The organism is Nonomuraea sp. NPDC059194 (assembly GCF_042754765.1).
Lineage (GTDB): Bacteria > Actinomycetota > Actinomycetes > Streptosporangiales > Streptosporangiaceae > Nonomuraea.
Window position 1 is genome coordinate 1 of the sequence record NZ_JBHZBH010000051.1, and the last position, 20387, is coordinate 20387.

15 protein-coding genes are annotated in these 20387 nt (G+C 68.1%); 11 read left to right on the top strand and 4 right to left on the bottom strand.

Translation table 11 applies throughout. The features are described from left to right. Window positions 1-647 precede the first annotated feature (647 nt). Both ACFXJ8_RS38640 and ACFXJ8_RS38645 read right to left on the bottom strand, forming a co-directional pair. Window positions 648-2231: a sulfatase gene (locus ACFXJ8_RS38640; RefSeq protein ID WP_379649683.1), complete on the bottom strand. Its 1584-nt coding sequence runs from the start codon at window positions 2229-2231 to the stop codon at window positions 648-650. 5 nt (window positions 2232-2236) lie between these two features. After that, a complete protein-coding gene (locus tag ACFXJ8_RS38645; protein WP_379649685.1) occupies window positions 2237-2845 on the bottom strand; it encodes a PadR family transcriptional regulator in 609 nt (202 codons plus the stop codon). 156 nt (window positions 2846-3001) lie between these two features. Between ACFXJ8_RS38645 and ACFXJ8_RS38650 the strand changes: the two genes are divergently transcribed. From ACFXJ8_RS38650 to ACFXJ8_RS38690, 9 genes are all read left to right on the top strand, one after another. Beyond that, window positions 3002-4534, top strand: a complete 1533-nt coding sequence (locus tag ACFXJ8_RS38650) for an ABC transporter substrate-binding protein (RefSeq protein ID WP_379649687.1) — start codon at window positions 3002-3004, stop codon at window positions 4532-4534. A gap of 68 nt (window positions 4535-4602) precedes the next feature. After that, window positions 4603-5550: an ABC transporter permease gene (locus tag ACFXJ8_RS38655; RefSeq protein ID WP_379649689.1), complete on the top strand. Its 948-nt coding sequence runs from the start codon at window positions 4603-4605 to the stop codon at window positions 5548-5550. Next, window positions 5547-7361, top strand: a complete 1815-nt coding sequence (locus tag ACFXJ8_RS38660) for a dipeptide/oligopeptide/nickel ABC transporter permease/ATP-binding protein (protein WP_379649691.1) — start codon at window positions 5547-5549, stop codon at window positions 7359-7361. The genes ACFXJ8_RS38655 and ACFXJ8_RS38660 overlap by 4 nt, the downstream gene beginning before the upstream one ends. Beyond that, complete coding sequence (locus ACFXJ8_RS38665; protein ID WP_379649693.1) at window positions 7358-8197, top strand: ATP-binding cassette domain-containing protein; 840 nt, start codon at window positions 7358-7360, stop codon at window positions 8195-8197. Before ACFXJ8_RS38660 ends, ACFXJ8_RS38665 begins: the two co-directional genes overlap by 4 nt. A gap of 76 nt (window positions 8198-8273) precedes the next feature. Next, on the top strand, window positions 8274-9827 hold the full coding sequence (locus tag ACFXJ8_RS38670) for a hypothetical protein (RefSeq protein ID WP_379649695.1): 1554 nt from the start codon (window positions 8274-8276) through the stop codon (window positions 9825-9827). A gap of 32 nt (window positions 9828-9859) precedes the next feature. After that, window positions 9860-11401 (top strand): hypothetical protein, encoded by a 1542-nt coding sequence (locus ACFXJ8_RS38675; RefSeq protein ID WP_379649696.1) that lies wholly within the window; start codon window positions 9860-9862, stop codon window positions 11399-11401. After that, window positions 11395-12705 (top strand): family 20 glycosylhydrolase, encoded by a 1311-nt coding sequence (locus ACFXJ8_RS38680; RefSeq protein ID WP_379649698.1) that lies wholly within the window; start codon window positions 11395-11397, stop codon window positions 12703-12705. Before ACFXJ8_RS38675 ends, ACFXJ8_RS38680 begins: the two co-directional genes overlap by 7 nt. Continuing rightward, the gene (locus ACFXJ8_RS38685) at window positions 12702-12842 is read left to right on the top strand and encodes a hypothetical protein (protein ID WP_379649700.1); all 141 of its coding nucleotides are present in this window, start codon (window positions 12702-12704) and stop codon (window positions 12840-12842) included. Before ACFXJ8_RS38680 ends, ACFXJ8_RS38685 begins: the two co-directional genes overlap by 4 nt. A gap of 407 nt (window positions 12843-13249) precedes the next feature. Next, window positions 13250-14062: a formylglycine-generating enzyme family protein gene (locus tag ACFXJ8_RS38690; RefSeq protein WP_379649703.1), complete on the top strand. Its 813-nt coding sequence runs from the start codon at window positions 13250-13252 to the stop codon at window positions 14060-14062. Between the two features lie 175 nt (window positions 14063-14237). On the opposite strand, the gene ACFXJ8_RS38695 is transcribed toward ACFXJ8_RS38690, so the two are convergent. Continuing rightward, window positions 14238-15863 (bottom strand): TIM-barrel domain-containing protein, encoded by a 1626-nt coding sequence (locus tag ACFXJ8_RS38695; RefSeq protein WP_379649705.1) that lies wholly within the window; start codon window positions 15861-15863, stop codon window positions 14238-14240. 246 nt (window positions 15864-16109) lie between these two features. Between ACFXJ8_RS38695 and ACFXJ8_RS38700 the strand changes: the two genes are divergently transcribed. Continuing rightward, complete coding sequence (locus ACFXJ8_RS38700; RefSeq protein WP_379649707.1) at window positions 16110-18341, top strand: discoidin domain-containing protein; 2232 nt, start codon at window positions 16110-16112, stop codon at window positions 18339-18341. On the opposite strand, the gene ACFXJ8_RS38705 is transcribed toward ACFXJ8_RS38700, so the two are convergent. After that, window positions 18301-18633 (bottom strand): amino acid permease C-terminal domain-containing protein, encoded by a 333-nt coding sequence (locus tag ACFXJ8_RS38705; RefSeq protein ID WP_379649709.1) that lies wholly within the window; start codon window positions 18631-18633, stop codon window positions 18301-18303. The genes ACFXJ8_RS38700 and ACFXJ8_RS38705 overlap by 41 nt on opposite strands. A gap of 534 nt (window positions 18634-19167) precedes the next feature. On the opposite strand from ACFXJ8_RS38705, the gene ACFXJ8_RS38710 reads away from it, so the two are divergent. Continuing rightward, window positions 19168-20334 (top strand): ROK family protein, encoded by a 1167-nt coding sequence (locus ACFXJ8_RS38710; protein ID WP_379649711.1) that lies wholly within the window; start codon window positions 19168-19170, stop codon window positions 20332-20334. The last annotated feature ends 53 nt before the right edge of the window (window positions 20335-20387 follow it).

Sequence of the window (20387 nt, forward strand, 5' to 3'; positions counted from 1 at the left end):
GCCACATCGAGTTGATGCGCACGCAGGTGGTCGCCTCGGACGCGGTCACGCACCTGCGGTTCCGGGTCGTGAAGTAACGGCCTACGGCACGGAGTATGCGGGAGCGGACACTCGGCCGACGCCCCCCGAAAGTGCAAAGTAGGTCCGAACGAGATCGGCGGTCGCTGTTCGGGCCTACTTTGCAACCCGCAGGTCAGCACACTCAGCCCTGCAAGGTTCGGTCGGAACAGACACTGGGGGTGTTCGATGCCCCCTTGGCTCCTTCGTCGGCAACGCGGCATCGAACACCATCGCAGACCGTCTCGCAACAGGGCAGATCACCCCGTGGTCACACCGATCCCAAGACCAGGCCGGGAACTCTCATCCAACGCATAACGCCCAAAAGGCCCCGCTGTCCTTCGTGAGCACCACACTTAAGTGGCTTAATACCCTGCGCACGGGCTGGCTCAATTAGCCGACGTTCGACAGTTGGCGCGTCGACACGCGGCCAGCACCCACCGTTCCGCCACGATCACCGGTTCGGCCTTGATGGTGGTACCGCCGACGTCGATGGCGAGGGCGGGCTCACGCACGGGCTGAGTGGTCACGAGTGGAAGCTGGTCGGTCCGGTCGGCGTGATTGTCAGTCGAGCCATCGTCCATAGGCGCTCAGGTCAGCGATGGCTGGAACAGCTCGACGCGCGTGTCGGGGATGACCCGCTCGGGCCGCGGCCCGATCTTGCCGGTGTCCTGGGCCGGCGCAGGCGCCTCCCACGACGTGGCGACCGTGCCGACTCCCGGGTTGAGCCGGGCGTGGAGGTCCTTGGCGAGGTGGGCCCTGCCGGTACTGCGCAGGTGCTCCATGTAGATCTCGGGGTCGTTGTAGAGCACCGGGCCCTGCTGCAGGGCGGTCTGCAGCGGGTCCGGAGGGCACCCGGGCCGTCCGGCGTAGTCATGCCACCACTCCATCAGCCGCGATCGCATCAGGGTGACCAGATCGGGCCGCTCGTCGACCAGGTTGCGGGTCAGGTAGGGGTCGTTCGTGACGTCGAACAGCGACTCCCACTCGGCCCGGAACGCACCGGGATGGTAAGTGCGGATGTAAAGGTGGTCCCGGTCGCGCACCGCACGCTGGAAGGTGTGCGCGCCGTGGCCGAGCACCAGGTAGTCGCGCGGCTCGATCGGCTGCCCGCGCAGCGCCGGCGCGAAGCTGCGGCCCTGCCACTTGGCGGGGACCGGCAGCCCGAGCAGGTCGCACAGGGTGGGTGCGTAGTCGATGTTGTACAGCAGCGCATCGTTGCGGACCGTGCCGCCGGCCCCGTCGGTGAGGCCCGGCCAGCGGATGATCATCGGTACCCGATGAGTCGGCTCGTTGGCCAGCCCGTGCTCGGCGTACGAGCCCTGCTCCCCGAAGCTCTCGCCGTGGTCGGCGCTAACGATCACCGCGACGTCGTCGTAGATGCCGAGGTCCTGCAGGCAGTCCAGCAGCCTGCCGAAGTGGTGATCCCAGTAGTGGATCGCCCCGTCGTACCCGTCGATGAGCTTCTCGTAGTCCGCCCTGGTGCGGATCGCCTGGGGCGCGTTGTGCGGGGCCCGGTTCTCGATCATCCCGTCCGAGTACATGAAGTCCAGCGCCGAGCGGGGCCCGTAGATCTCGGCGTGCCCGTCGATGGCCTCCTGGTCCGGCCAGGCCGGCGGCGGCCCCAGCTCACGCGCTCGCTTTGTCCACTCCTCATCATGGAAGTAGTCCATGTGCGGGTCCCAGTAGGTGATGTGGAGGTACCAGTCGGTCTCGTCCTTGTGCTGGGTGATCCACTCGCACGCGGTGTCGGTGAGGATGTCGGCCGGCTCGTCGCCCACATCCATGGTGGCGCGGATCGACTCGCGGAAGTTCCCCAGCCAGTACCACGCCCGGTGTCGCTCGGCGAACGACGAGATGCTCGCCGTCAGGTAACCGTGCGCGCCGAGGTGCTGCCCCAGCAGGGGACGACCAGGCTCCAGGCCGTGCCCGGCATCGATCCGGAATCGCGCCGCACTGCCGAAATGACCGACCACGCCGTTGGTGATGCCGAACTGGCCGCTGGTCAGCGCCGTACGCGAGGGCATGCACGGGGAGTCGGAAACGTAATACCGGTCGAGGACCGCCGCATCCTCGGCGAAGGCGTCCAGCCGTGGCGTGATCGCCCGCTGGTAGCCGTACGGACCGGTATGGTCCGGACGGAGCGTGTCGACGTCGACGTAGATGATGCGCATGACCCTCAGGCCTCCAGATCTGGGGACGCGGTGTCGCTGCCGCGCCGGGCGTCGATGAGCGCGCCCAGCCGGGCCGAGGCCATCTCCAGCCACGCGAGGTTCGTCTGGCCGAGCAGATAGGAGCGTTCGCCAACCAGCCGGACCAGCTCCTGCTGCCAGGCGACATCGATGGGCACCGCGGCGTCGGTGACGTCCGCGCCGACGTCGTAAGGCCGGCTGTCGACCTGCTGTTCGCGACGGAACTCCAGCTCCGTGCGCAGGATCTCCAAGGCCGTCTCAGGTCCCAACACCCCGGCCAGAAGCATGCGCATCTGGAAGTCGGCTTCGAGTGGACGCTCGGTCGGCGTGTACGCGGACTCCGCCCACGCCCGGAAGGCGGCCACGCCCTCGTCGGTCAGCCGGTAGACCTTCGCGTCCGGCCCGGCATCCCTCACGTCGAGAGTAGCCTCCACCCAACCCTTCGCCAGGCACTCGTTGAGCTGGCGGTAGATCTGCGACGGCTGCGGCGTGTACCCGAAGTACGGTGCCTCCTTCGACAGCCACTTGTACAGGTCGTAGCCCGCCATGGGCTGGGTGACGAGCCGCCCGAGGATGATGCAGGCAAGTTTGTTCAAGATATTGCACCTCACATATCTATGTGCATAGAGTCATACCATTCCCCCTGGTGAGCAGCAAGAAATGCTCAAGAGCTATATCCCGCAGCACATAGTCAGACCGATCTGGGCGCACGGCGCACGTGCTGGCAATGACCGGGACATGAAGGAGTCACCTTGTTCGCACGTCGACATGTTCTCAGCGTCGTCGCGGCAGCGGCAGCCCTCACCCTCGGGCTAGGTGCCTGCGGCACCGGCTCGACCGGCAGCCAGTCAAGCGCCACGTCCACGCTGACGCTCGCGGCCGGCGTGGAGCCGCTGTCGCTGGACCCCGCGCAGGCCCGCGAGGCCCAGTTCGGGCAGTACTTCCAGCCGCTCTTCGACACGCTGGTCCGCCGCCTGCCCGACGGCAAGCCCAGCCCGATGCTGGCCGAGTCCTGGAAGTACAACGCCGGCAACACCGAGCTCACCCTGAAGCTGCGCAAGGGTGTCACCTTCAGCGACGGCAAGCCGTTCGACGCTGAGGCGGCCAAGAAGAACCTCGACCGCTTCAAGACCGCCAAGGGACCGCTCGCCGCTCAGCTCGCCGCCGTCGCCGAGACCGAGGCCCCTGACCTCCAAACGCTGATCATTCGGCTCGCGACACCGGACCCGGCTTTGCTCTACAACCTGGGCGGCCCACCCGGATACATGCAGTCGCCGGGCCAGTTCGCCAGCCCCGACATCGACACCAAGCCGGCGGGCTCCGGCCCGTACCAGCTGGACCGCTCCCAGTCCACCCCGGGCGCGCAGTACACCTTCGTGAAGACCAAGGGCTACTGGGCACCGGACCTGCAGAAGTTCGACAAGATCGTGATCAAGCCGATCCTGGACGAGAACGCCCGGCTCAATGCCGTACGCTCCGGCCAGGCCGACGGCATGATCGCGACCGCCAAGTCGGTGACCGAGGCCAAGAAGTCCGGCAACGTGACGGTGAACACCGTCCCCGGTGACTGGCAGGGTCTGACCCTCTTCGACCGGGACGGCACGATCTTGAAGGAGCTGAAGGACGTCCGCGTCCGCCAGGCGATCAGCCACGCCATCGACAAGCAGGCCCTGCTCGACGCCGTCGTCCTCGGCCAAGGCAAGGTCACCGACCAGATCGTCAGCCCGACTTCCACGGGCTACATCCCCGAGCTCGACTCCGCCTACCCGTACGACGTGGAGAAGGCGAAGTCCCTGCTCGCGGAGGCCGGCGTGAAGAGCCTGACCCTGAAGATGCCGACCTCGGCAGACGTGGACCCGGCCATGTCGCAGGCCATCAAGGACCAGCTCGCCAAGGCGGGTGTCACCGTTGAGTGGGTGGACCTGCCGGCAGAGCAATACCAGCCGGAGCAGCAGTCCGGCAAGTACGCCGCCGCGTTCACCGCCTTCGGCCAGTCCGTGCTTCCGTGGGCGAACATCTCTCCGCTCGTCTCCCCCCACGGCGCCTGGAACCCGCTCAAGACCTCCGACCCGGAGATCGCGACCATGCTCAAGGACGTGCAGAACGCGCCGGAGGACGCCATCGGCGCCGAGTACCAGAAGCTCAACGAGGAGGTCGTGAAGGAGGCCTGGTTCGTTCCGTTCTTCCGGATCAACCAGCCCTACTTCACCAGCGACAAGGTCGAGGTCGAGATGCAGGCCGGTCAGCCCGTGCCCGCCATCTACAACTTCGCACCCGCCAGCTGACCCGGCCGGGCGGTCCTCGATCCACGGATCGGGGACCGCCCACTACGACCCCTCAGAGGAGCCGACGCATGACCGCCCATCTTCTCCGCAGACTCGGCGCTGCCGTCCTGCTGGTCGTCGTCGCCTCGTGCGTGGTGAACCTGCTGATGCTCGCCAACAGCGAGCACATCGCCAGGATCATCCTCGGTGACGAGGCTTCGGTCGAGCAGGTTGCCGCCAAGAGGGCAGAGCTCGGGCTGGATCGTCCCGCACTCGTGCAGTACGGCGACTGGCTGCGCCACGCGGTTCAGGGCGACCTCGGTCGCTCATGGGGACCACCGAAGGGCGAGTCGGTCACCTACCTCCTCGTGAACCGGATCCCGGTCACCTTGTCCATCGCCGTCGGCACGGTCCTGCTCTCGATCACGATCTCGCTGTGCGCCGGCATCGCCGCCGCGGTGTTCCGCGGCGGGATCGACCGGGTTCTGCAGGTGGTGTCGATCCTCGGCCTCGTCTTCCCGGGCTTCTGGCTGGCGCTGGTGCTCGTCAAGGCGGTGTCCATCGACATGGGCCTGCTCCCGGCGACCGGCTATGTGCCGTTGATCGAGTCCCCGGCGGATTGGTCGCGGAGCCTGGCGCTGCCCGTGTTCTCCCTCGCGATCGGCGCCGTGGCCGGGCTGTCCCAGCAGGTGCGCAGCGCTACCATCGCCACGCTCGAGCGCGACTTCGTACGGACCCTGCGCAGCCGGGGACTCCCCGAGTCCACGATCATGTTCCGGCACGTGCTGCGCAACTCCGCGCCGCCGACGCTGACCGTCCTGTCGTTGAACTTCATCGCCCTGATGTCCGGCGCCGTGATGATCGAGCAGGTCTTCGCCCTGCCCGGCCTCGGCAGCCTCGCCGTTGACGCAACCACCACCGGCAACATCCCGGTCGTCATGGGTGCTGTGATCGTTGCCGTCATCATCGTCGTCAGCGTCAACCTGTGCGTCGACCTCCTCAACGCCTGGCTGAACCCCAAGGTGCGCCTCTCATGACCACACCCCCCACCACACCCCAGATCCCAGGGGCAGCCAGGCGCGGGCTGCTGCGCCGCATCTTCGGCTCCCCCGTCGCGGCACCGGCCATGGTCGTGCTCGTGCTCATGGTGCTGGCCTGCATCTTCGCGCCGCTGCTGACGCCCTACGACAGCAACGTCGGTGACATCGGCAACGCCGTCCAGGGCTCGAGTCCGGAACACTGGCTGGGCACCGACAGCGCCGGTCGCGACATCGCCACGCGGTTGCTCTACGGCGGCCGGTACACCCTGGGCGGCGCGCTGCTGACACTGGCGGTCGCGATGCTGCTCGGCGTCACCTCCGGGCTGGTGTCCGGGTTCTACAGCCGGTGGATCGACACCGGCGCGGAATGGGTCAACAGCTTGGTGATGGCGCTTCCCGCCGTCATGGTGCTGCTCGCCGTGCGGGCTGGGTTCGGCAACAACATCTGGCTCAGCACGTGTGTACTCGGCGTGATCCTGGCGCCCGGCTTCCACCGCCTGACGCGGACGATCGTCGCGGGTGTGCGGAACGAGCTGTACGTCGACGCGGCGCGGGTGTCAGGGCTGTCCGACGTCCGCATCATCGGCCGGCACGTCCTGAACGCCGTACGGGCCCCGATCATCATCCACGCCGCCCTCACGGGAGTCACCGCCATCGGGATCCAGGCAGGCCTGGACTTCATGGGCCTGGGCAGCTCGGTGATCCCCACGTGGGGCACCCTGCTGAACGAGGCCCTGCGCAACATCTACATCGCACCCGGACTGATGCTGTGGCCCGGCGTCGCGCTCGGAGCGGTCAACGCCTCGCTGATCCTCTTCGGCAACGGCCTCCGCGACGCCCTGGAGGACCGGCCCAAGAGCCGGCTCCGCAAGCGGGCCATCCGAACCGCCCATACCGCCTCTTCGTCTGCGGGGCCGATCGCCGCCATGGAGTCGGTCGCGGGATCCCACGCGCCCGACTTCGTTCCCGAGGACTCACTCCTGGCCGTGCGCGGCCTGCGAGTCGGCTACCCCACCGCCCACGGGCTCAGCGAGGTGGTCCGCGACGTGTCCCTGGGCGTACGCCCCGGTGAGGTGCTCGGCCTGGTCGGCGAGTCGGGTTCGGGAAAGACCCAGACCGCCTGGGCCCTGCTCGACCTGCTGCCTCGTGAGGCGCGGGTGCTGAGCGGCGATGTCGTCCTCAACGGCCTGCATCCCAGGAGCATGCGCCGCGCGCAGCGTCGGGCACTGTTGGGCAGCACCATCGCGTACATCCCCCAGGAGCCGATGTCCAACCTGGATCCGGCGTTCACAGTGGGCGACCAGCTCGTCCGCCCCATGCGCCACAAGCTGGGCCTGAACCGCGCGACGGCCCGCGCGAAGGCGCTGTCCCTGCTGGACCGGGTGGGGATCACCGACCCGGAGCGCATCTTCTGCAGCTACCCGCACCAGATCTCCGGCGGCATGGCCCAGCGCGTCCTGATCGCCGGCGCGGTGTCGTGCGATCCGAAGATCATCATTGCCGATGAGCCCACCACGGCCTTGGACGTGACCGTGCAGGCCGAGGTGCTCGATCTCCTGCGCGACCTTCAGGCTGAGCACGGAATGGCCATGATCATGGTCACCCACAACCTCGGAGTGGTGGCCGATATCTGTGACCGGGTCGCGGTGATGCAGCATGGCCGGATCGTGGAGCAGGCCGAGGTCGACCAGCTGTTCGCCGCACCCGAGCATCCCTACACCCAGATGCTGCTGCGCTCGGTCATCCACGGCCGCGAGCCCAGGACCCGCCTGACGGACCCGATCGCCGACGTGGAGGTGTCTCGATGAACAGCCAGATCCCGGGACCCGTCCTGGACGTCCAGGACCTGGTGACCGAGTACCCCGGGCGCGGTTGGCGGGCCCGGCCGTTCCGGGTGCTGCACGGCGTGAGCTTGACAGTCGCGCCCGGCGAGACGATGGGGCTGGTCGGAGAGTCCGGCTCCGGCAAGACGACGATGGGCCGGGCCGTGCTCGGACTGGCGCCGGTTACCGGGGGACGGATCCTGTTCGAGGGCGACGACATCTCCGCGGCGTCACGACGCGAGCGCCGACTGCTGAGCCGCCGGATGCAGGTGGTGTTCCAAGACCCGTACACGTCGCTGAACCCGGCGATGAACATCGAAGAGATCCTGACCGAGCCGCTGCTGGTGCAGGGAGAGAGCAAGTCCGATGCCCGCAGGCGGATCACCGAACTGCTGGATCGGGTGCATCTGCCCGCCGACAGCCGCACCCGGCTGGCGCGGGAGTTCTCCGGCGGTCAGCGGCAACGGGTGGCCATCGCTCGGGCCCTGGCTCTCCAACCACGGCTGATCGTGTGCGACGAGCCCGTCTCGGCCCTGGACCTGTCCACCCAGGCCAGGATCCTCGACCTGTTCCTCGAACTGCAGGAGGCCAGCGAGGTCGCCTACCTGTTCATCTCGCACGACCTCGACGTGGTCCGGCACGTCAGTCACCGCGTCGCCGTCATGTACCACGGCAACATCGTGGAGTACGGCGAGGCGGAGCAGGTCACCACGGCCCCCACCGATCCCTACACCAGGAAGCTCCTGCTCGCCTCCCCTGTTGCCAACCCGGTCGAGCAGCGTCAACGGCGAGCCGAGCGGATCCGGCTCACCACCTCCTGAACGCCCCTCCCGGAGAGGCACTCCGCCCGGGAACCACCACCGGCAGCCATCCCTAACACCCCCCAAGGAAGCAGCTGTGAAGAACGCTCGACTCGCCGCCCGCCACCTGAGCGTCGCGGCGATCCTGGCCCTGGTCGCGACCGCGGGCCCGGCCATGGCCGACAACGGCAACCCCCATCCCGGCGTCGGCGAGAAGCATTTCGTCGACTGCTCGGCTCCCACCCCGGGAGACGGCTCGGACGACGCCCCGTTCAACTCCCTCGCCCAGGCCAGCGCAGCCTCCTTCGGACCGGGCGACCAGTTGCTCTTCAAGCGCGGTGTGACGTGCGTGGGCACGCTCAGGACGAGCGGGTCGGGTACGTCGGGCTCGCCGTTCACCATCGCAAGCTACGGCAACCCCCACAAACGGGCGGTGCTTAACGGCAACGGCGCCGCCACGGTCATCCACCTGTTCAACAGCCAGCACGTGGTCGTCGACGGCTTGGAGATCACCAACCCCGCCAACGAGACACCCTCCAGCCAGCGCGGCATCTGGGTGGAACTGCGGGACTTCGGCACCGGAACTGGCTACACCATCCGGAACGTCTATATGCACGACGTGCTCGGCCGCGACGCCAAGGGAACGTCCGGCTCACAGGGCATCGCCTTCCAGGTCACCGGCTCCAGCATCCCCACCAAGTTCCACGACGTGCGGATCCTGAACAACCGGCTGCACAATATCAACCGGCAGGGCATGAACATCCAGCTCAGCACCTGGAGCTGCCGGCCTGAGATCAGCTGCACCGGCACCCCGAACTGGCTCGGCGCCACCGGCGTCGTCGTGCGTGGCAACCACCTCAGCAGCTTGGGTGGTGACGGGATCGTGCTGAACACCACCGACGGCGCGATCGCCGAGCGCAACACCATCGAGGGCTTCAACGAGCGCTCGGCCGGGTGGAACGCGGGCCTGTGGACGTACAACAGCAACGGCTTCCTGGGCCAGTTCAACGACGTCTCGGGAGGGTTCGGCACCAAGGACAGCATGGCCTACGACATCGACGGCGGGAACCTGGGTGCCACCTTCCAGTACAACCTGAGCCACGACAACGATGGCGGCTTCTTCCTGTTCTGCCCGATCAACGGCCCCGTGCGCGACGCGGTCGTCCGCTACAACCTGAGCGTCAACGACGAGCACCGCGGCATCGAGAACTGCCGCAACGCCGTCGAGAGCGCACAGGTGTACAACAACACGATCTACATCGGTGACGGCGTCAGCCAGGTGGTCGTGAACGAGGGCCAGCCGGGTCTGCGAAACGTGACCTTCGCCAACAACATCGTGCAGAAGGTGGGGGCGGGGACCGTCCGCTTCAACCACGACGCGACCACCGGCTACGTGTTCGAGAACAACATCCTTGCGGGGGCCATCGACAACCAGCCGCTGGTCCACCCGGGCGGCTCCACCGCCGACCCGATGCTGTGCAACCCGGTGCCGGCCACCACGTTCACCGAGACCCTCGGTTTCAGGCTCCGGTCCGGCTCCCCTGCGATCGGCGCCGGCCTGCCGGTGGCCGGCAACGGCGGCAGGGACTTCTTCGGAAACACCCTGGCCAGCCCGCCCAGCATCGGCGCCAGTGAGGGCGCCGGGTGCTGACCACCTCGTCGGATCAGCCAGAAGGAGGGACCATGTCCCGTCGTACCGGCGCCGTGCTCGCCGCGGCTGCCCTGCTCGCCGCGGCGTCGCCAGCAGTGACCCTCCCCTCGGTGGCCGAGGCGTCCGCGCTCGTCGCGGCTGACCGCCACGTCGACTGCTCGGCGACCGATCCAGGCGACGGCACCCTCGGCTCGCCGTGGAACAGCCTGAACCAGGTCAACCAGCACACTTTCGGACCCGGCGACCGGCTGCTGTTCCGCCGGGGCGTCACCTGCCGGGGCACTTTGAAGCCGACAGGATCAGGAACCGTGGATGCGCCGTTCCTGATCAGCGACTACGGCGACGGCACGGGCCGCGCCGTGCTCGACGGCGACGGTGCCTACACGGTGATCCACCTGTTCAACAGCCAGCACGTGACGATCGAGGGCCTGGAGGTCACCAACGCCGTCAACCCGGGGACGAACCGTCGCGGGATCACCGTGCAGCTAGAGGACTACGGTGTGGGCTCCGGCTACCGAATCCAGGACGTCTACCTGCACGATGTGGTCGGCGACGACGCCAAGGGCCCGTCCGGCTCGCAGGGCATCGCCTTCCAGGTCACCGGCTCCGGCGTCCCTACCAGGTTCCATGATGTGCAGATCCTGGATAACCGGCTGCACTACATCAACCGGCAGGGAATCGTTATCGCGCTGAGCACCTGGAACTGCCGACCCGAGATCGGGTGCACCACCCCGGCCAACTGGCTGCCGTCCACCGGTGTCGTCGTGCGTGGCAACCACCTCAGCAGCTTGGGTGGCGACGGGATCGTGCTCAACACCACCGACGGCGCGATCGCCGAGCACAACACCATCGAGGGCTTCAACGAGCGCTCGGCCGGGTGGAACGCGGGCCTGTGGACGTACAACAGCAACGGCTTCCTGGGCCAGTTCAACGACGTCTCGGGAGGGTTCGGCACCAAGGACAGCATGGCCTACGACATCGACGGCGGGAACCTGGGCGCCACCTTCCAGTACAACCTGAGCCACGACAACGACGGCGGCTTCTTCCTGTTCTGCCCGGTCAACGGCCCGGTGCGGGACGCGGTCGTCCGCTACAACGTCAGCCAGAACGACCACCACCGTGGCATCGAGAACTGCAACACCGGATCGGTCGAGAGCGCACAGGTGTACAACAACACGATCTACATCGGTGACGGCATCAGCCAGGTGGTGGTCAACGAGAACACCGTCGCGACTCGCAACGTCACGATGAGCAACAACATCATCTACAAGGGCGGCACCGGCACCGCCAGCTTCAAGTTCGCCGCCGGCACCGGCTATCGGTTCGACCGCAACACCATCTCTGCGTGGATCGCCAACCCGCCGGTTAATCCGGGCGGTACGACGGCCAACCCGCTGATGTGCAACCCCGGCCGGGCGACCACCTTGGCGACCGCACGCGGCTACCGGCTGCAACCAACCTCGCCGGCGATCAACGCCGGAGCGGCCATCGCCGGGAACGGCGGGCGGGACTTCTTCGGCGCCTCAATCACCAACCCACCGAACATCGGCGCGAGCGAGGTCGTCGGATGCTGAACCGGATCGTTCCCGCGCCACAGCAGTGGCAAGGCACGACTGGCACCTTCACGTTGCCAGACACGGTCCGGGTCGCCGCTGACGAGGCGTCCAACTCCGTCGCCGACACCCTCGGCGCGGAGCTGGTCGAGATCACCGGCATCTCGGCCAGCCGCAGCGATGACTCGGTCGGTTCGGACGCCACCGTCGTGCTGTCAGTGGACGCGGGGGATCCTGCATTCCGCGCTCTGTCCGACGCCTGCAGAGCCGAGGCCTATCTGATCCGGATCGACGACCGGATCGAGCTGGTCGGAGCCTCCAGACGAGGCCTGCTCTGGGCAACCCGTTCGCTGCTGCAGCTGCTCACGGCAGGTGAAGAGCTGCCCCGCGGCACCGTAGTCGACTGGCCCGACTATCCGGTGCGTGGCTTCCTGCTCGACGTGGGCCGACGGTTCGCGCACCCGGCATTCGTCCGGGACCTGATCCGGATGATGAGCTGGTTCAAGCTCAATATGTTCGTCGTCCACCTCAACGACAACGAGATCACCAAGGACACCGGCCGTCCCTGGGGGGAGGCACAACACGGGTTCCGGCTGCGGTCGGAGAACCCACGGTACGCGCCGCTGGCCAGCCCGGACGGCGCCTACACCCGGGCCGACTGGGAGTCGTTCGAAGAGCTGGCCCGACGACACGGGAGCGACCTGGTCCCCGAGATCGATGCACCGGCCCACGCGCGGGCCTTCATCGTCGCGGACCCGTCGCTCGGCCTCAACGACGGCGAATCCGACCTCCTGGACCTCGCCAACCCGGCCGCCACCGAGTTCATGCGTGACCTCGTCGACGAGTTCGTGACCTGGTTCTCCGGGCCGTACTTTCACTTCGGCGCCGACGAGTACGACGAGCAGCACACCGAGCTGTACCGCGACTACTTCAACACCATGGCCCAGCATGTTCGCGCCAAGGGCAAGGTCCCGATGGCGTGGGGCAGCCTCACGAAGATGGAGCGCGGCGCGCCGCCGACGGCGTACGACCGGGACGTGATGATCTGCTGCTGGAACAACGACTGGTACCACCCGGGCGAGGCGATCGACCACGGCTACCGCATCGTGAACTGCAGCGACGACTGGCTCTACACAGTGCCGTACCCGACTACTACAACGGCGCCGGACTGGACGGACCGGCCCTGTGGACGGGCTGGGAGCCGCATGTCTTCGCCGGCGGACAGCGGGTCGAACCGGGTCACCCGGCGCTCCTCGGCGCTCTGTCCGCGGTATGGAATGACCTGGTACAGGCCGACTACGACGAACACGCGATCCACGCCATGATCCGCCCGACGTTCGGGCTCCTGGCTCAGAAGATGTGGAGCGGTACGCCCGCTGGCGTCGCCTACGAGGAGTTCTGCGAGCGACTCTCGGCGACTGCGGCATGGCCCGGCGCGGAGCACGTGACGGTGGTGCGGTGAGACACCGTTCGGCAGCCGTCGCGTGTATCGCGGCTGGCCCTTCCGCGGGGAGGTGTGTCCCGGCATCGGTCGGAGTCAGGGTCGTTCGTCCTCGCTGTGCGGCGGGCGGTCCACCTTGACTCCTCCCGGCCGCCGGCGCGTGGACCGGTCGCGGCGGGCCGCGTACGCAGTCTCTCATCAGTCCTCTCGAGACAGGCGGCACAAGCGTTCCCGAGGGGGAGGCGATGACCAAGGAAGGTACTCCCATCAGCGACCACGGAGACATCTCAGGCGCGCCCTGCTGCGCCCCGACGACGCCGCGCTCTCCGGCTTCCGTCGATCTGCCGCTGTTGCAGACTGCCTCCGTTGATCGCGGCGGTTCCGCAGCTGGCGGACGCGCCGGCGCAAGGCTGCCCGACACGGACTTTGTGTCCCTGCCCGAGGCGGACTTCCGGATGGGGACCAACGACCCGGACGGGTTCCCTCGTGACCTCGAGGGGCCGGTTCGGCTCGTGCACGTGGCAGCGTTCCGGATCGCGGCGACCACGGTCACCAACGACGACTTCGGGCTGTTCGTGCGCGAGACCGGCTACGTCACCGACGCGGAGAGGTACGGCTGGTCGTTCGTCTTCCACCTGCTGCTCCACCCGGCCGCCCGCGACCACGTGATGGCTGCATCCATCCCGGAGACGCCCTGGTGGTTGGCCGTCCAGGGCGCGAGCTGGCGTGTGCCGTACGGCCCCGGCTCCGGCCTGAAGGGATTCGGCGACCACCCCGTCGTGCACGTGTCGCACCGCGACGCCCTGGCCTACTGCCAGTGGGCCGGTGCCCGGCTGCCCACCGAGAAGGAGTGGGAGTACGCCGCACGCGGTGGGCTGGACCAGACTCGGTACCCGTGGGGAGACGAACTGACCCCGAACGGCCGACACATGTGCAACATCTGGCAGGGCGAGTTCCCGTGGGTCAACACTGCTGATGACGGTTGGGTGGCGACCGCCCCGGCCCGTTCGTTCCCGCCCAACGGGTACGGCCTGTTCAACATGGTGGGCAACACCTGGGAGTTCTGCGCCGACCGCTGGCGCCACGCGGGCGGCGTCCCCGGTCCCCACGAGATGGTGATCCGTGGCGGGTCGTACCTGTGCCACCTGTCCTACTGCAACCGGTACCGGGTTGCCGCCCGCAGCCGCACTACGCCCGACTCCTCCAGCGGCCACACGGGCTTCCGGGTGGTGATCCTGTGACCTTCCAGGAGCGCTGGCCGTTAGTTGTTGCTGGCCATGACGTTGTCGTCGGTGGTGGTCACGGCTGAACTTCGTCAATCCGGCATGAGCGGTCGGATCTTGTCGCCAGTCGCTGACCGGAAGACGATATTGCTGTGACCAGCGGGAGAACCTCGGATTGTGCAGCGGGTATCGGCTAGAGGCGTGTCGCGGTGCGGACGAGGTCGGCGACGGCTTTGGATCTGCTGTGTGGTGGCCAGGCGATGACGGTCGTGACGGCCGGTGCGTCCGGCACCGGCACGATGGCGTGGTCGTCGCGTAGCTGGTCTCGGAGCGACTCGGGTACGACGGCGCAGGCCAGTCCGAGCGCGATCAGTTGGAACAGTTGGGTATGGTCGCGCACCTGCGGGCCGGGGCGCGCCTCGGCGGCCAGCGTGTAGAGGTAGGGCAGCAGCCGCTCGCGCAGCTTGAGGTACTTGCGGTTGATCGAGGTGTACGGTTCGCCACGGGTCCACGGCTGCTTGTCGTGGGAAGCCCAGCCCGACATGGACATGAGCACCGGGGTGAACGCCTTCCACTGCAGATCACGCACGTAGGAGTCGCCGCTGCCGCCGAAGATGCCGTCGACGTCGCCCGCGGTGAACGGCATGCCGGATAGCCCGGCTCCGGTGATCGCGGGGATCTGCCAGCGGATCGCGTCCAGCGTGCCGTAGTGGTCGCCGGTCCACTGCACCGCGCAGCGCTGCGACCCGGCCCAGCCCTCGACCATCCAGACGTAGCCGCGAGCGTCGGAGTACTGCTCGATGCCGTTGCGGGCGTCCTCGCAGCCGGTCAGGGCGTGCCGGTAGCCGGGGCCGACCCAGGCCACATCCAGCTTGCGCACCCGCACGCCCGCCTGCCGTACCTCGAACTCCTGGTTGGTTAGCGCCCGCTGGGTCCACAGTCCCATCTCGATGCCGCGCTTGCGCAGCTCGACGCCGGTCTCCGGGAGCTGCTGGTACTCGCAGCCGTAGCCGTCGTTGACCAACATCCAGCCGCGCGGCATGTCGTTGTCTACGTAGCCCTGCGCGACCTTGACCGCGCTCGGCGTGGTCCATTTGTTGGGGTTCTTGGTGCCGGTGTAGGTCGGGCTGGAGTGGTTGTAACAGTCGGCGTCGCCGAACTCCAGGCCGTAGATGGGCGGCATCATGGGCCGGCCGGTCAGTTCGGTGTAGCGGTCCAGCGGCGTCTTCAGGTCCAGCGCCTTGGGCGCCACGAAGTAGTAGGCGTCGAAGCGCTGTTCCTCGTGAGTGGTGGTGACCGGGCTGCTGAAGGCGTAGCCGCCCGGCGCGAAGGTGTTGCGCAGCACCCCGTAGCCAGCGGTGCTGGCATAGTACGGCGCGGCGTTGGGATTGCCGCCATCGTCCCAGTCGAAGTCCCTGGTGATGCGGATCGTGGTGCCGGTGTGGTCTAGGCGGCCGTTCTGCATGCCGCCGCCGAAGAAGTGCTCCTGCGCGGCAGGTGCGAGCGACTGCCGTGTGCCGGAGGTGTCCCAGGTCAACGGGCTCTTCTCGGCGAAGACCAGACTGCCGTCCGCCCGATGGACGCTGAAGAGGGCGGGGCTCTTGCCTACCTTGACCGTCAGCGCGCCCGTGGCGATCTCGTAGCGGTCGCCCGCGTCCTTCCAGGAACTGGTGACCTGGCCGTAGTCGGTTTTGGCGATGAGCTTGGCGCCTTCGCCGGTATTGGCCGGGTCGGTGAACGTGCCGTCGGGGGCGAGTTCGAGCCGGAAGACGTCCTCGCGCTGGAAGGTGAGGCGGAGCTTGGCGGCGCCCGCCGTCATCGTGTAGGTGCCGTTCTCGGCTGTGAAGCGGGCGATCGACGAGGCTGTCTGCCCGGGCGGTGGCGGGGAGCGCGACCAAGCCGGCCGTGGCCACGACCAGGCTCGCTAACCAGGCGATTCTGCGCACAGGGGGACCTCCGGGGGGCGATGGAGAATGCGCGTTTCTGCGCACAGACTAAGCATGCGCGGCAATTTCCATCAAGTGCGGTATGGACTGGTCTAGTCCAACCGGTGTAGATAGGTCACATGCGCTTGGTGCTCCCCCTGGCTCTCTTCGCGAGCGTCGCACTCCTGCCCACTCCGGCCGCCGCCGAGGCGCCCCCCGTCGACTTACCACCCGTCAACTCGCAACCCGTCGTCGTGCCCGCCCTGCAGACCTGGAGCGGCGGGACCGGCGCGTTCGAACTGCCCGTCCGGCCTCGGGTCTCCGCCGACCGCGAGCTGTCGGCGCTGGCAGACCAGCTCGCCGGCGAGCTCACCGAGATCACCGGACGCCCCGCCAATGCCGCGGGCCGTCACGGCGACATCGAGCTCGACCTCGACCCGGCGCTCTCCGACGCCGCAGGCGGCAAGCGCTTCGCCGAGGAGGGCTACCGCTTGGAGGTCAACCGCCGCGGCGTGAAGATCAGCGCCCCCACCGCCAAGGGTGTCTTCTACGGCACCCGCAGCATCCTGCAGATCCTCGCCCGCGACACCGATCGCTCCAGCATCCCAGCGGGCACCTCCGTCGACTGGCCCAACTACCCCGTCCGCGGCTTCATGCTGGACGTGGGCAGGCGCTACTTCACCCCCGAATTCATCCGCGACTACCTGCGCATGATGGGCTGGTACAAGCTCAACGAGCTGCAGATCCACCTCAACGACAACGAGATCAAGGCGCCAGGCGGCGACTGGAGCAAGGCGCAGTCCGCCTTCCGGCTGGCCACGGACAACCTCGCCTTCGCCGGGCTGGCCGCCAAGGACGGCTCCTACGACCGGGCCGCCTGGGATTCCTTCGAGGACACCGCTGCGGCCAACGCGGTCACGCTGATCCCTGAGATCGACGCGCCTGGCCACGCCCGCTCGTTCATCGCCTTCAAGCCCGAACTGGGCCTCAACGGCGGCAACTCCGACCACCTGGATCTGTCCAAGCCGGAGTCCACGGCGTTCATGAAGTCGGTGTTCGACGAGTTCACGCCCTGGTTCCGCAGCAAGGACGTGCACTACGGGACCGACGAGTACACCGCCGACCGGCAGCTGTACAAGAAGTTCTTCAACGACATGGCCGCCCACCTGCGCAGCCTCGGAAAGCACCCGCGGGCGTGGGGCAGCGCCACGGCGATGACCGGCACCGCCGACGGCTACGACCGCGATGTGACGATCAACAGCTGGAACAACGGCTGGTACGGACCGGACGCCGCGGTCAAGGACGGCTACCAGTTCATCAACACCAACGACGCCCTGCTCTACATCGTCCCGTTCGCCGATTACTACCACGGCAATGGGCTCAGCGGTCAGTGGCTGTATGAGAACTGGGAGCCGCATGTCTTCCCCGGCGGCAAGAGCGTGACGCCCGGCGAGCCGCTGCTGCGCGGCGCGATGTCGGCAGTCTGGAACGACCTGGTCCGTACCAGTTACACCGAGCACGACGTGCACCGCCTCGTCGAGCCCACTTTCGGCCTGCTCGGCCAGAAGATGTGGAGCGGCGCCAAGTCCGGCGTGCCGTACTCGGCCTTCATGAAGCAGCTGCGCGAGGTCGCGCCGGGGCCTAGCCTGACCACGATCCGGGGCACCATGGGCGCTCCCGACCCGGACGAGCACAGCTTCGGCAAGCCGGTGACGGCCTCCTCCGGCACGCCCGCGAAGGCGGTCGACGGGGTACGGCTGTCGCGCTGGCAGGCCGACCGGCACGACCGGCGCCCGTGGATCCAGGTGGACCTCGGCAAGCCGCTGCCGGTGCACCGGGTCGAGTTCGACATCGCCGAGGGACGCCACCAGCGGGTGCGAGTCTCCGACGACGGCGGCACGTGGCGCGCCTTCGACGGGCCGACCACCGCCCGTTATGTCCGTGTCGAGGGGCTCAGCTCACTGTGGAGCCTGAAGGTCTTCGACGCGCCCGACCTGGCGCGCGGCAAGCCCACCACCGCTTCCTCCAGCGAGGTGGACTACCTCGGCCCGGCCAACGCCACCGACGGCGACCCGAAGACCCGCTGGGCCAGCGCCTACCGCGACGCCGAGTGGCTGCAGGTCGACCTCGGCGCCGCCCAGCAGATCAGCAGGGTGCTGCTGGACTGGGAGGAGGCCCGCGGCAAGGACTACGACGTGCAGGTCTCCGACGACGGTGCGGCGTGGCAGACGGTCGCGGCGGTGCGGGACAAGGCCGGAGCCGGGGTCGACGAGCCGAGCTTCGCCCCGGTCGCGGCCAGGTACGTGCGCATGCAGGGCATCAAGCGGGCCACTACGTACGGATATTCGGTGTTCCGCTTCGAGATCCGCTGACCCTGCTGTGGCGATAGCCGTACACGAAGTAGAGCAGCACGCCGACGGCCGTCCAGATCAGGAACCGCAGCCAGGTCTCGATGGGCAGGTTGACCATCAGGTACGGGCACGACAGCACTGACAGGGTCGGCACCAGCGGAACCGGCGGCGTGCGGAAGGCGCGTGGCAGATCGGGGCGGGTGCGGCGCACCAGCACCACCCCGATCGACGCGAGCACGAACGCGAACAGCGTGCCGATGTTGACCAGCTCGGCCAGGGCGTCCAGCGAGATGAACCCGGCCGCGATCGGCACAGTCGGGTCGCGGCCGGGCGACCTGACAACGCAGGACGGCGACCTCGTGACTCAGCACCAAGATCTCCACCTCCTTGGAGGCGTCGCCCCGCGCGAGAAGCGTCAATCAGCCGAACACCCGGACCACCAGCAGGTATAGAAGGCGTAGGAACACAAGCGCCGAGGATAGAAGGCCAGGTCAGATCTCGTGGACGAATTATGGCACCGCACACGCCAAAGATGAACGCCATCTGCGAGCGGGTGATCGGCACCTTGCACCGAGGACTCCTGGACCCTGTTCCTTAGCGAACGCCACCTGACCCTCATGCTCCGCGAGTACCTGAACCACGGCAACGGGGAACGACCGCACGCGTCCCGGCGCGTACGGCCCCCGGACACCGCAACGCAGCCCGCCCGCGACGTGGCCGGGAACGCTAGAGCAAGCCGACAACACAAGATCGATCAACGTGCTCTACATGATCGGATGCGCCAAGCTGGACAACGACTTTTTCCGGAGCATTGACATTAATTCGGCCGGAGGTCCATGCTTCCGACATGGAGAAACGGGCGGACGCCCTCCAGCGGCTGCGGCAGGCCCATGAAGAGATCGTGCTTGCGGCGCTGCGGAGCGAAGGGCCGATGAGCCGGACGCAGCTGACCGACCGGACCGGCTTGTCGCGGACGACGCTGTTCGCGATCATCTCCGAGCTGATGGAGCGCGGGGCGGTGATCGAGTCGGGCGTGGAGGACGACGGCCGGCCTCGGGGGCGCGGCCGGCCCGCGACCCGGGTGTCCCTGAATCCGGACGCCGGGCTGCTGATCGGTGTGGATCTCGGTCGCCGGCGGGTCCGGGTCGCGGTGGCCAACATCGCCCGGCAGGTCATCGCGACCGCCGTGGACGACTCGGCCCCGGACGCGGACGAGAGCGAGCAGGCGGATCTGGCCGTCGCGCTCGTCCACAAGATCTGCGAGGACCGGGGGATCGGACTGGGCGCCCTGGAGGGGATCGGGATAGGGCTGGTCGGCGTGATGGACGCGCCGGACCGGCGGTGGCGAGCCGCCGAGCGTCTGGGGGCCGCGTTCGGCACCCGGGTCGAGACCGACAACAACGCCCGGCTCGCGGCGCTGGCCGAGCAGACGTGGGGGGCCGCGCGCTCGGCGGAGGACGTCGTGTACGTGCGGTGGTCGGTCGGCGTCGGCGGCGGCTTCATCTCCGGCGGGCGGCTGCTGCGAGGGGCGCACGGCGCGTCCGGTGAGCTCGGGCATGTGTCGGTCGATCCGGCGGGGCCGCGCTGCCATTGCGGTGGGCGCGGCTGCCTGGAGGAGCGGATCGGCGTTCCGGCGCTGCTGGAGGCGCTCGCGTCGCAGGGCATCCGGCTGACGGGCACCGACGATCTGCTGGAAGCGGCGCAGGCCCGGACGCCCGCCGTGACGACGGTGGTCGTGGCGGCGGCCCGGACGCTGGGGACGGTCCTGGCGGGCACGGTGGCGCAGCTCGATCCGGCGCGCGTCGTCGTGGGCGGGGATCTCGCCGTGCTCGGTGGGCTGGTGCTGGATCCGATCAGGTCGGCCCTGAGCGAGCTCGCTCTGCCCGGGACGCGGCGCACCCCCGATGTGGTGCCGGCGGATCTCGGGCCGAACGCGTCGGCGATGGGCGCGATCGCGCTGATGCTCAAGGAGCAGGATCCCCTTCCACCCGGGCCGGATCCCGCCGACCTGTAGTCCCGTCCCCCCGGCTCGCCGTCGAATAGTGCCTATTTCTGTAAACCCTTAGG